Genomic DNA, 12816 nt, shown 5'->3' with positions numbered 1-12816 from the left:
ATGATGGCGACAAAAGTAGTATTGCAGGACTGGATTCAATCCCCGCAAGCTGTGAATTTTGCTGATGAATATAGATCATGGAGCGGTATGAGCGCGTATACAGATGCGTTGTATCGCATTTTATTACATAAACAGTGGACGGTTTTCCCACACCACATGATTGCAGGTATGACAGCAAGTGCATTCAGACTAGTGGTGGATCGGTGTCTGACGGCAGAGTCAATCTCCGCATACAACTGGATGGCAGAGAACTTTGTCGCAGCCGACTTCATTGGCGTGACGGCGAGCCAGGCAGCGGGCTTTTCGTTCGAACCGACTTTTCCGCTCTATCAGAAGCAGGCTCTGCTGGATATCAAAGCTTCCATTGACCGGGGCGTAGGTGCGATTCTTTGGCACGATCAATTTGTCATTGTTACTGGATATGATGAGGTGGAACGTGTGCTGTTCATCTGTGAAAGTAAAGGTAATGAAATCATTCGTCTGCCCTATGATTCGTTTGGGAGGGACAGTACACCCTACTGGTACTATCAGGTAATGGAAGCCTGTGCACCTATAGATCTATGGGAAGTCTGCAAGGAATCGTTAATACAGGCCGTCTACAAATGGGAAACCCATGACTATATGCTGCCGCCCCAAGATTATGCCTGTGGGGCGGCTGCGTATGCCGCTATTGCTGGTGCTTTGCAGTCAGGAACATATGACGCAGAACAAGCGGCAACAGTTCTTCGCTATTATGCCAAATCAAGATGGGATATTGCCTCTTATGTGGCAGGACTTAAGCATCTGTCCATTCAAATGGATCAGGTCATAGACGAGTATGAGCTACTCGCAAACCTGTATACAATGATCGTTGAGGAAATAGACAACTCCATCTCTTGGGATGCGAGAGAACCGGAATGTGTGCAAAGCTTGATTGAGCTTATCCGGAAGGCAGGGGCTACGGAACAACGTGCCATTGATGCCATTAAACTTGCCTTTCCAGAGACGATAGGCAATCGGTTTAAGGATGTTGGATTAAGATGAATATAACAAGTAGTTTATCTGATGTGATACCCCCCGGGTCGAAGTTCCATTTGATGCTAGAAGCGCAGTTTAAATATTTCTCACTTAACTTGGCGGGGTAACCATGCTGACCGCATTCTCAAATTCCACCTGCCAGTCGCCCTTGATGATGCTGCCGATGTAACCATCGGGTCGAATCAGTACCAGCGTGTCGCTGTGAATGCCATAGATTTCGGTCAGTTTTTTGGTGGTATCGTTGATAACATTCTGTTCGGCTTCATTGCCGGTACTAACGATGTATCTGTGCAATTCGGCACCGCTGGTTGGCCAGATCAACTCTGGGAGAATATGAGCGGTATTGGCTCCAAAGGCAAGCAATGTGAATTGTGGTCCACGAAGGATCTCAAATAGTCGTCTTACACCGCCTGGGCCGATGCATGGAGCATCAGGTGCTCGGTCTCCGACCTGAAGTGACTTGGTCGCTGATGCATGCTCAGAGCTAAGTGGACCACCATGATACGATAGTGCGAGCTGTCGTTCTTCGTCACCGCGTTTGAGACTGGCGAGACGTTTATTATCGAGCTTGGCGTACAACTCGCTGGATTTCCCAAGAACGCGTGCGGCAACAGGTTGACGTTCAGCTTCATAGGTGTCAAGCAGGCGATCGGGTGCGCCAGCAATGACCTGACCTATCTTCCAGCCGAGGTTGTAAGCGTCCTGTACACCGGTATTGAGCCCTTGCGCACCGGCTGGGGTATGGACGTGGGCTGCGTCGCCTGCAAGGAAGACATGGCCCGACCGATAATGCTCAGCAAGTCGCACGTTGGGACGGAATACGGAACTCCAGGTAATGTCGTAGAGTCGTAAACCAGTGAGCTTGTAGAACTGAGCGGCAAGTACAGCCTCGTCCAGATATGGGTTCTCGTCTGCTCCCAACCTGATCATGACCTGGAACTGGTCGGAGCGTGGCAATGGGCATGCTCCTACAAATTTACCTTTTGTGCGGGGCCACATATGCCAACGATTGCGAGACAAGCCATCGATTGTACCATCAATGATGAGCATACGATCTGATTCGTTGGTCTCTCCAACAAATCGAATACCTGTACCTTTACGAACGGTGCTGGAACCCCCGTCTGCCCCCACCAGATATCTGCTGCGAATCTTTTCCCCTGAAGAGAGCGTCACCGTCACCCCAGCGGCATCCTGTTCAAAAGTATCTACCGCGTTGTTAAATCCAATATTCAGCCCCTGACGTTCGAGTAGGCGGTGCAGGATGGCATCCGTGCGGTGTTGAGCCAGCAGAAGAATATTCGGATAGGGCAGATCTGGTGTAGGTTTATTTCGCTGCTGCATGCGCCACGGCACAGTGATCGGACCTAGATGGATACCTGCGAGCGGGTAAGAACTTCCCTCTGTGTGAGCATCACTCAGCACGCCTAGATCTTCAAAAACCTCCTGGGTTCGCGGCTGTACCCCCTTGGCACGAGAACCCTTAAAGGCATGGGGAGCCTTATCGACCAGCCGGACACGAAGGCCGCGGCGCAACAGATCTGCTGCTAATGTAGATCCGGTCGGGCCAGCACCTGCAACCAATACGTCGATATCGTAATCTTCCCTTGATGGACTCACATCCGGTTGTTGCTTCTCTTGCGATGGCTTGAATCGTATATCTGTCATTTGTAATGTTCCTCTCTGAATTATATAAATTGAACTAAAGATTATTTACACAGGCACTACGATGACAGAACAACCTTCCAATCGCTGTTACCCCGGATTTTTTCGATTCCCTTTCTCAAGGGGAAATCTGGTGATAAAGAAGAAGCGTATGCTTCCGAAGTAGCTTTCTTGCAGAAAGTTTTTAGCTTCGCTTTTTCAGGTTTTTTCTGTCCTCTTCGTTATCGTGTAAATGATTAGTTCAACTTATTGTTTCTTAGAAACAATAAGTTTCCTTGCAACAATAGTAATTTAAATTCTATTCTTTTGTCAATATTGTTTCCTGGAAACTTTAATTATGAACCTGTCCTTGATATACTGGGATGAAGTTCATTAGTGTTGGAGGAAAAAGGATGATCAAGCCATCAAACTATCACAATAAAGAGCACCTGATTGATGAAGTGCTGGAAGCTGTGAAAGACATACAGATTAAATTCCAAGCGGAAGATGACGAAGAGAAGGAATGGCTGCTTAAGCACAGCCCTGATCCGGAAGTTCAAGAGTTAATCGAAGAAATGACGGTTACGATGTTACATGTGCTGGATGCTATCGGAACACTTGAACCTGTAAATGGGATAACCATTTCAAAGCAATTTGGCTTTTCCAAAGGCACGGTTTCCAAAATCACCAAGAGGCTGGTACAGAAAAATATCATTTTGCCTGAATACCTGCCGGATAATAAAAAAGAAGTATTGTTTCGCATGACAGAACAGGGTCAAGACATCTATCGTTTACATCAAGCCATGCATCAACAAATTGATCTTGGCGCAAATCGTTTTTTGCAGCGATATACCGAAGATGAATTGCAGTTCTTAGCGCATGCTCTCCGTGATACGGCACAGGCGTCCTGGTTCAATTCGGAAAAAGATGGGCCATCCATCGTTTCTGGTGATGGGGGGGCTTATCCTGAAGAAGACTCAGAACTTAATGAGACCACAGGGGAGTTAACCGTTAACGAGGAAATGAATGAAATTATGGGGATGCTTCATACACTGAATACCCGTGATCTGAAGAAGGCCAAGGCCGTTCTTGAGGATGTTTTCTTTACGAAATATGAGGATTAACGTAAGTAAGCTGTTGAGCCTGCTCATATTCATCTCGGCATACGAAGTTGTTCTGCAATAAATAAACGCTATAAAACCGGACAGGCTGCAGCCGATCCGGTTTATTTGCTTTGAACATATATGCACATCAACTCATGTGATCCACGCTAATCATAACTTTTACAAGAAAAAGTAACCAAAATTTTAATTTTGGGGTAATCCAAATCCCCTCTTGTTCCGAATATTATATTAGATGGTCTTTTTTGGATGATGATATTCAAGGACAACAGGGGGCGGGAGTATGGTACATAATCCGGAAACCATTCAGGAATGTATCGAACATGCACGGCAAAGGCTCTACCAGATTGCAGCTCAATACCCGGAACTATGGCATCCAGAGGTTATTCGCCAATCCATGGTGCTGGATGAGTTAATTAATGAATATAACAACGCAACTCGCGGGAGAACGAACTCGAAACAACTGAAATCATGACCTTTCTGAACAAAGAATTTCATGTAGGGATTCCGTGTGTTTGCCTTACTCTTTTACCGCCCCGAGCACAATCCCCTTTACGAAGAAACGCTGCAAGAACGGATATACGAGCAGGATTGGCAGAGCGCCGATAAAGATCTGAGCCGCGTTCACCGTACGTTGAGACATGTTCTGGAGCTGCGTTGCATCCACGTTCATGTTGGAGAAATCTTGCTGTACGATTATGGTCTGCATTAACGTGGCGAGTGGATATTTGGAAGCATCATTCATATAGATCAGCCCGTCGAACCAGGAATTCCATTGACCTACCATCGTGAATAAAGAAATCGTCGCAATGGCGGGCATGGAAACAGGCAGATAGATTTTGAACAGAGTTGTGATATGGTTGGCTCCATCAATGAATGCGGCTTCTTCCAGCTCTTTTGGCACGTTACGGAAAAAGTTCATCATCAGAATCAGGTTCCAGACAGCCACCGCTCCTGGCAAAATCAGAGCCCACATCGTATTAATCAATCCAAGCTTCTGAATCAAAATATAGGACGGAATCAATCCCCCGCTGAACAGCATCGTGAAGATGAAAAACCATGCATATAACGAACGTCCCTTGAAGTGCAGACTCTCCTTGGATAATGGATAAGCCGTCAGGAAGACAAGTGTCATACTGAGCAAAGTACCCAAAACCGTACGCTGGACTGAGATCCAGAGTGCACTGAGAAAGTTACTGTTACCAAATGTTTTGGTATAAGCGTCCACCGTAAAATCAATCGGCCATAGTGTCACCAGATTGGCGGATGCTGCCGCTTTACCACTGAAGGAAACGGCCAGAATATGGACCAGCGGCAGGATGCACAGGATCGAGACGGCCGCGATGAATATCAGGTTGAAACCATTAAATATACGGTACCCGGTTGTTTTGTGATACACCTTGATTCCTCCTTAGCATTTTGCATAATTCGATTTGAATCGCTCGCGTGTACAAGATATAGACGAACTAAACCATTTCGATCTATATCTTGCTGATTGAAAGTCGCTGTCTGGATGTATGCAAAATGCCCCTTAAAAAATACGGTAATTGGCGATTTTGTACGCCATCCGGTACGCAGAGATGACCAGGAACATCGCGACAAATGATTTGAATAGTCCAACGGCAGTCGCAAAGCTCATTTTGCCATTCAGAATTCCCATCCGGTAGACAAAGGTATCGATAATATCACCTTTCTCATATACCAGCGGATTGTACAGATTGAAGATCTGGTCAAAGCCTGCATTCAGGATATTGCCCAGCGATAACGTACCTACCACGATAATCATCGGCACAAGTGCAGGCAGGGTAATATGCAGTGTCTGTCTAAGTCGTGTTGCTCCATCTACCTCCGAAGCCTCATATAATGCCGGGTTTATACCCGCAAGTGCTGCCAGAAATACAATCGTTCCGAATCCAAACTCCTTCCACACATCACTGACAACCACCGTTACACGGAACCAGTCTCCATCTCCCAGAAAGAAGATCGGTTCAACGCCAGCCGCCGCTAACACCTGGTTTACCAGCCCGCCTTCCGGTGATAACATATCGAGCAGAATGCCGCCCAGGACAACCCAGGACAGGAAATGGGGCAGATACACCAAGGTCTGTGAGAAACGTTTGAACGTAGAGTTCCGAACCTCATTCAGCAGAATGGCGAATACCACGGGGGCCACAAGTCCGGCCACAATTTTCATCGAAGCGATCAGTACCGTGTTCCAGATGACCTGAACGCTGTCGGGATATTCGAACATGAATTGGAAGTTGTCCCAGCCGACCCATTTGGAGCCAGTGAACCCCAGCCACGGTTTGAAGTCTTGAAAAGCAATGATAATGCCGCCCATGGGCACATAGGCGAACAGCAATGTGAGCAGTACAGCAGGCAGCAGCATCAGATGCAGCGGCCACGTGCGTTTGAAATTCCAGCGGGTACGTTTGCGTGGATGGGGTGTCATTTTTCGCACCGGCGTATTGGTTGTTAACGGTTGTTCCATAGCCATCAGGGTCCCTCCTTTATCTCGTCCAACCCCGACAACATGAGGCGAGTTAGCCTCTGCACAGAGTGGAGCAACTGAATTATAGCAACGGAAAAGGGCGGACTATAGAACAACATTTCAATGCGGATGTTGAAATATTAACTTGTTGATGGAAACAGCAAAAAAGAGCATCCGACTGTAAAGTCCAATGCCCCTGTCTTCAGGTTGTGCTCCTGCCATATGTTATTTTGCTTCCGATATGCCCTTCATGCTGAACGTGCCTATATTATTTCACAATCGAGCCATCATACTGCGCATCAACGGTATGAACCGCTGACTGCACCTCGGCCACTAAACGTTCCCGTTCTTCATAGAGGGGGGATTCCTCTGCCTCAAAATCAAACTGAATCGCTCGTACGCTACCTTGTGGCAACGTTAATCCCTGAAGCTGTAATTCAAACAATAATGAAGCATCAAAGGCCATGCCATCCAGGTCCCTGTAACAGTATAAGCTAGAAATATCATCTTCTTTAATATGCAAAATGCCTTGTTCTGTCAGTTGCATCACAGAGCCCCCTCACGAAATGTTGATTCACTCCCAGTATAAGGGGATTACAAGTTGCAGGAAAGCAGGCGAATATAAAATCATATAGAAATGTAAGGGTTTTCAATATAAAATAGGACTTCGGTGTAGAAGGACTTCAAATTCAGGAACAGGGTGAAACGATGAAATTCACAGTATTTGCGAAGACGGTCATTCTTTTAATCTGCCTGCTGGTACCCATTCTGCTGCTCTATACATACGCGAACCAGGCAAATGTGGACATGGTCGTTGAAGAGAAACAGCAGTCGAGTCTGAACCAGTTCAATTATTTCAGCTCCCAGGTGGATAAAAATATCGAGCAGCTCTCGCTGTATGGCCTGACATTGCTGCGAGATCCGAGTATTCTGCATTACCGTTACATGACGGACTCCACCAGCCAATATGAGAAAAACAGCATCTATCTGGATATTCTCGACAAATTATCATTGTACCAGTCCACCAGCCGCTGGAAGAACGATATTACGATTGTCCTGCCACAAGCGGAACTGGTGTTATCCACCATGTCCAGCCGGACAGTCTACGATGAGAAAATGTTGACGTTTCCGCAACCTGGACAATGGCAGCTGGAGCAGGGGAGTTTCACCTACTTTTTCACAGATAACTATGAGTGGAATGAAAAACCGGTGAACACAGGTGTGCGAACCGTGATGGAGATTAATTTTGACCCAATGAACGTGGTTGCCATGTTGGATGATTTTAAAGAAACGCAGGGAGGAGATCCTTTCTTGTTAGTACCGGGCAATGATCCGTTGCTGAACCGTACGGCAGACCCCGAACTGGTCGAAGCGATTATGCGTGATATGCCTTTTAACGGGTCGGAGAGGGAAGGTAATCATCAGCTTGAGGTAGGCGACAAGCAATATCTGGTCAGTTACGTGCACTCCAAACAACTGCAAGCGGTATACGTGAACCCGGTGGTATTAGATGATTTGTTAACCCCGATGGACAAGAGTCGAAATATGTTTATTACCTCTATTCTGTTATTGCTCGTGCTGAGTATCGGGGCCGCACTGCTTTTGTATCGAAAAGTTCAGGTGCCAATCCATCGCTTGATGAGAGGGCTGCAACAGATTCGCAAAGGGCAGTTGTCCACGCGGATTCCAGTCGATCACTCCCGTGATGAATTCGCGTATCTCACCCAGAGCTTCAACCATATGGCGGAGCAGATTCAGGAATTGATCGAGAAGGTATACGAGGAACGTATCCGCTCACGGGAAGCCACACTGAAACATCTGCAATCACAGATCAATCCTCATTTCCTGTACAACTGCCTGTTTTATATCAAAAATATGACCCAGCTTGGCAACCGCGAAGCGGTTATTGCCATGTCGCTAAGTCTGGGAGACTACTATCGCTACATTACGCGGGGCGAGAATGACATGACAACGGTGGAAGAAGAGATCCGGTTACTGGACCATTATCTGTCCATTCAACAGATGCGGACCAACCGGCTGACCTACGAGATCGCCGTACCGCAGCAACTGATGTTGCTTCACATTCCGCGGCTGCTCATCCAGCCGATCGTAGAGAATGCGGTGATCCACGGCATCGAGCCGATGGAAGGCAGTGGGCATGTCGTCGTAACGGGGATGGCGGTACCCGAACATATTGAGGGACGAAAATATACAAGATACAGCCTGTTTGTGGACAATGACGGTGTCACGCTGACAGCGGAAGAGATTGCCGAATTGGAACGGGAGATCAATGAACCGATGGGCGAGGAGATTGGAACAGGCACGTGGAATGTGCACCAGCGTCTCGTTACGCGATATGGGCTGTCGTCCGGGCTTCATTTTGGAGCGATTCCCTATGGTGGACTTAGTGTAGAAATTCGATGGTTTGAGGAGGAACAAATGTATGATGAATCTGATGGTCGTGGATGATGAACATTCCGCAGTAGAGTCGATTGCCGTCTCGATACCGTGGAGAGAACACGGGATTGGTCAGGTATTCAAAGCCTATTCAGTCAAAGAGGCCCTGGAACATATGGCATCACATCAGGTCCATATTATTATCACGGATATCCGCATGCCGGGTCTGTCCGGTCTGGATCTGGTCAGTCACATCAGGCAAAAGTGGGAACAGACGAAATGTATTATTTTATCGGGGCATGCCTCCTTCGATTATGCGAAGCAGGCGCTCAAACATGGGACGGTTAGTTATCTGCTCAAACCGGTCCGTGATGAGGAACTGATCGAATCCGTGCAGCAGGCTGCAGTACAGATTCGCCTGGAGGGTGAGAAACAATTGCTGCATCAGCGGGCCATGTATTCGGTAAGGGAACATCTGCCTGAGAAGCGGGCGGAGCTGATGAAGGATGTACTGTTAGGGCATAAATTTGCGGATGCTGAACTCGAAGGCAAGCTGGAGCAACTGGAGATCGGGTTCCGTCCACAAGATAAAATGCAACTGCTGCTCATCCGGTATGATGACCATCAACCCACACATAAAGCGTTTCGACTGATGAAGTACGCCATCTCAAATGTGGTGGAAGAGATCTACGGCAGTACCTATCATCTCTGCCATACAGATGACGCCTATGATGATCTGGTCTTCATGGCCAGTCCCAAACAAACCCAAGCCGAACCGGAAATGTTAATGGGCCGACTTGGAGAGCGGTTAATCCACAGTGTGAGGCAGTATCTGAACGCGACCATTTCCCTGTCCGTTAGTCGTATGGGGCGTTTCCCAGATCAGGTGCCGCAGCTATATCATCAAGCCGTGAGTGCGCTTCGAAAGCAAGCCGAGGCTGGAAAAGGATTACATCTGAATGCGGCGGCAGGAACCAATGGGGCCACGTTGAAGTCTCTTGCAGCTCTGTATGAACCGCCGGGTCTGACGACGTTACTGGAAGCCGGGCGCATGGAGGATGCACACCGTAAGATTGATCAGATCTTTGCCGAACTGTCAAACAGTGTGTTCCCGGAGCATGTGTATGTGGCTTTTCATTATTTGGCGGCGGCATTCTCCTATATGGCTCATCGGGAAGGAAGGCAGTTAACCGAAGTGCTTGGTGAGCAGTACCAGCAGTTGCTTAAAGACGGTTATGGCATCTCACTGCGTAGTCTGGAAACGTGGACCAGAAGTGTGATGCAGCAGTGGGAAGAGAGCACAAGCGATGCGGGACAGGATGCCGGATCATCGCTGATTCGGCAGGTGCAGCAATGGATTGACCATCATCTAGGCGAGGATCTATCGTTGCAGGTCATTGCTGGAGAGGTGCATTTGCACCCCGTATATCTGTCGAAAATGTACAAACAATCCACAGGTGAAGGCATTAGTGATTATATTATCCGTTCCAGAATGGAACGTGCGGTTCATTTGCTCAAGCATACGGCAATGAAGATCTATGAAGTCGGTCAGGAAGTGGGGTACAATAACACGCCTTATTTCATTCAGGTGTTCCGCAAACATTATGGACTGACCCCGCAGGATTTTCGGAACGGTTAACAAATCAATATGAACATTGAAATTGTGATATATGTTTGCCTCCCCGGCTGCACTATCCTTTTCATGTAAGGTGCATAATGCCACATGCAGAGGTGCATTTGGCATATAAGGGTATCCAAGTTACCTGAGGAGGGGTTAGTTCATGTATAGAAAAATGATGACGGCATTACTCGCAATAACGATGGTTGCTGTAACGGCATGCAGTTCGGGGGCCAAGGAAGAACCGGCCAAGGAAGCCGCTGCACCACTTGCTCTGCAAGACGGGAAATATGAACCGGCGGTACAGATGAGTTATTTGCGGGCCTGGAATGATGATACGAAATTCAAGAATGGGGAAACGGCACAGAACAATGTGCATACCAAATGGGCCAAGGAACGACTTGGCATCGATCTGACCACGCCGTGGGCTGTATCGGTGACCAATGATGCATTTTACACGAAATTACGCTTGTCGCTGTCTGCTAACGAAGAACTGCCGGATATCGTATCCATTCGGGGAGACTACAATCTGGTACGGGAATTAATTGAGTCCGGCAAGTTTGCGAATGCAGGCGAGCTGTTTGACAAGTATGCTTCGGACACATGGAAACAGGCATCTGAATCGGCGCCGGAGGAATGGTATCCGTACATGTATGAGGGCGAGCGTTATGGCATTCCAATCTTCGATTATGCCTACAACGGCGATTCGGTCATGTTCATTCGGGAAGACTGGCTGAAGAAATTGGGACTGGAAGAACCAAAAACCATGGATGAGCTGGTTATGGTCATGGATGCTTTTACAAATCAAGACCCGGATGGGAACGGCAAGAAAGATACGTATGGTCTCACTGTCGGCATGAAGAATGCGCTCAATACGTGGATGACGGAATCGGGCTGGATCTTCGGCATGTACAACACGATGCCTGGACAGTGGAATGATGCCGGAGACGGAACACTGCAATATGGCTCCATCCAGCCAGGTGTGAAGGAAGGCCTTGCAACGATGAAAGATTGGTTATCCAAAGGTTACCTGCCGAAAGAAGCAGGCGTCTATGACGAGATCAAGGCAGCAGAACTGTTCACCGCAGGTAAAGCTGGCATTATCGTAGGGCCGCACTGGATGCCAAACTGGCCGATTGATGATGTGAAGAAAAATGTGGATGGTGCCACGTATAAGGCCATTGCCTTACCTACAGGACCAACAGGCGAGAGCCATCAACATGGTTCTGGTGCAAGCAACGGGGTGGTGCTGATTAACAAAGACATGGCGAACCCGGAAATTTTCTTCACGTATCAAAATTATCTGTTCGACAACTTTGCCAATCCGGAAGTGGGCAGCGAGTTCGAACATGGCTTCGCGCAAGGATATGACTATGATATTGTGGACGGTGAAGTGGTTGGTGAAGCTGAAGTGAAGGATGGCGTATCACCACTCAAATATACAATTACGTATGATGGTGCCCGAATTCCGAATCTGATGATGGAGACGCTGGCGGAACTTGCGAAGGGCAAAGAGCCGGAGACTCCTTTTGAGAAAAATACGAAAATTGCCAACAAACCGGAAGTGTTTGTAGCCGCTGAGGTGGTCGTTGCGAATAAAGATAATGCCATCAAGAACAAGTTCACGGGAGCACCAACCGAGACGATGAAAATGAAGAAGGACGCGATCGACAAGCTGGAGAAGGATACGTTCAGCAAGATCATCTATGGTCAGGTGGGCATTGAGGAATTTGATGCGTTTGTGACGAAGTGGAAATCCATGGGCGGGGATGATATTACCGCCGAAGTGAACGAGTGGTATAAGACAGTCAATTAATAATCAAAGCAGGGGAGAACTGATGAATTCATCAGTCTACCCTGCTTTTTATGTAGACATTTTAATGACAAAAAACAACAAGGATAAGAAAAATAGAGCCTTTGAGGTGGATACCAATAATCTATATAAATTGAACTAAAACATTCACAAGAGAACGAAGAGGGCAGAAATAACCTGAAGAAGCGAAGCGATCGCCTTTATCCCTGGATTTTCACCTTTGTAAGAGTGAATGAAAAAAATCTGGGGATAACAGCGATCGGAAGGTTGTTCTGTCATTGGAGTTGTAAGTGTGAATAATCTTTAGTTCAACTTATATAGTACATGATCGACTATGACTCGCAGCGCACAAAAGTTACTTGTTTTCCTAGAATTACATTCTCAACCTTCCATCCGGCATTTAACCAGGATAGTGCCTGTGTATGATTCATGGAATTATTCACCCACCATTGTTCGCGATTATACGCTGTAGGGGGTAACGTAAATCCGAGAATTTCCTCAAGCTCTGCGTATGTAAGGGTGATCGAAACCTGATTCAAATAGTTTTCCAAGGGGAAGTATTTGCTGTAGCTCATTTATTCGAACCTCCTGAAAAGGAATACAATGATTATACAACGTCGGGATGATGATAGCGAGGGCAAGCCGAGAGCGTACATAGATATGAAAAAAAAGGAATCCGTAGATCTCTCTTACTAGCAAGCAACCGTGCGTAAGCCTT

11 protein-coding genes are annotated in these 12816 nt (G+C 47.3%); 6 read left to right on the top strand and 5 right to left on the bottom strand.

Going from position 1 to position 12816, the window contains the following annotated elements:
* Entirely contained in the window at nucleotides 1–1023 is a 1023-nt protein-coding gene (locus QNO02_RS26225) for a hypothetical protein (RefSeq protein ID WP_289390425.1), read from the top strand.
* 84 nt (nucleotides 1024–1107) lie between these two features.
* Here QNO02_RS26225 and QNO02_RS26220 read toward each other — a convergent pair whose 3' ends face one another.
* The gene (locus tag QNO02_RS26220) at nucleotides 1108–2682 is read right to left on the bottom strand and encodes an FAD-dependent monooxygenase (protein WP_289390424.1); all 1575 of its coding nucleotides are present in this window, start codon (nucleotides 2680–2682) and stop codon (nucleotides 1108–1110) included.
* Nucleotides 2683–3071: 389 nt separating this feature from the next.
* Between QNO02_RS26220 and QNO02_RS26215 the strand changes: the two genes are divergently transcribed.
* Both QNO02_RS26215 and QNO02_RS26210 read left to right on the top strand, forming a co-directional pair.
* Nucleotides 3072–3782, top strand: a complete 711-nt coding sequence (locus tag QNO02_RS26215; RefSeq protein WP_091038442.1) for a MarR family transcriptional regulator — start codon at nucleotides 3072–3074, stop codon at nucleotides 3780–3782.
* Nucleotides 3783–4062: 280 nt separating this feature from the next.
* On the top strand, nucleotides 4063–4254 hold the full coding sequence (locus tag QNO02_RS26210; protein ID WP_249913223.1) for an aspartyl-phosphate phosphatase Spo0E family protein: 192 nt from the start codon (nucleotides 4063–4065) through the stop codon (nucleotides 4252–4254).
* A 45-nt stretch (nucleotides 4255–4299) separates the two neighbouring features.
* Here QNO02_RS26210 and QNO02_RS26205 read toward each other — a convergent pair whose 3' ends face one another.
* The 3 genes from QNO02_RS26205 to QNO02_RS26195 form a co-directional block, all read right to left on the bottom strand.
* Nucleotides 4300–5178: a carbohydrate ABC transporter permease gene (locus QNO02_RS26205; protein ID WP_017692164.1), complete on the bottom strand. Its 879-nt coding sequence runs from the start codon at nucleotides 5176–5178 to the stop codon at nucleotides 4300–4302.
* 132 nt (nucleotides 5179–5310) lie between these two features.
* Nucleotides 5311–6231 (bottom strand): ABC transporter permease, encoded by a 921-nt coding sequence (locus QNO02_RS26200; protein WP_091038596.1) that lies wholly within the window; start codon nucleotides 6229–6231, stop codon nucleotides 5311–5313.
* 307 nt (nucleotides 6232–6538) lie between these two features.
* Complete coding sequence (locus QNO02_RS26195; protein WP_249913222.1) at nucleotides 6539–6817, bottom strand: hypothetical protein; 279 nt, start codon at nucleotides 6815–6817, stop codon at nucleotides 6539–6541.
* A gap of 161 nt (nucleotides 6818–6978) precedes the next feature.
* Here QNO02_RS26195 and QNO02_RS26190 point away from each other — a divergent pair, with 161 nt between their 5' ends.
* The 3 genes from QNO02_RS26190 to QNO02_RS26180 all read left to right on the top strand — a co-directional run bounded on the left by QNO02_RS26190 (nucleotide 6979) and on the right by QNO02_RS26180 (nucleotide 12101).
* The gene (locus QNO02_RS26190; RefSeq protein WP_289390423.1) at nucleotides 6979–8739 is read left to right on the top strand and encodes a sensor histidine kinase; all 1761 of its coding nucleotides are present in this window, start codon (nucleotides 6979–6981) and stop codon (nucleotides 8737–8739) included.
* Nucleotides 8714–10306, top strand: coding sequence for a response regulator transcription factor (locus tag QNO02_RS26185; protein ID WP_289390422.1), 1593 nt, complete (start codon nucleotides 8714–8716; stop codon nucleotides 10304–10306). The genes QNO02_RS26190 and QNO02_RS26185 overlap by 26 nt, the downstream gene beginning before the upstream one ends.
* A 142-nt stretch (nucleotides 10307–10448) precedes the next feature.
* On the top strand, nucleotides 10449–12101 hold the full coding sequence (locus QNO02_RS26180) for an extracellular solute-binding protein (RefSeq protein WP_289390421.1): 1653 nt from the start codon (nucleotides 10449–10451) through the stop codon (nucleotides 12099–12101).
* Nucleotides 12102–12430: 329 nt separating this feature from the next.
* On the opposite strand, the gene QNO02_RS26175 is transcribed toward QNO02_RS26180, so the two are convergent.
* The gene (locus QNO02_RS26175; RefSeq protein WP_124118181.1) at nucleotides 12431–12673 is read right to left on the bottom strand and encodes a DUF7662 domain-containing protein; all 243 of its coding nucleotides are present in this window, start codon (nucleotides 12671–12673) and stop codon (nucleotides 12431–12433) included.
* Nucleotides 12674–12816: the final 143 nt, after the last annotated feature.

The sequence above is a fragment of the Paenibacillus sp. PK1-4R genome (assembly GCF_030369595.1).
In the GTDB taxonomy this organism is placed as follows: domain Bacteria; phylum Bacillota; class Bacilli; order Paenibacillales; family Paenibacillaceae; genus Paenibacillus.
Note: the sequence above shows the minus strand (reverse complement) of the source record. Positions and strands in the feature narration are given on the sequence as shown.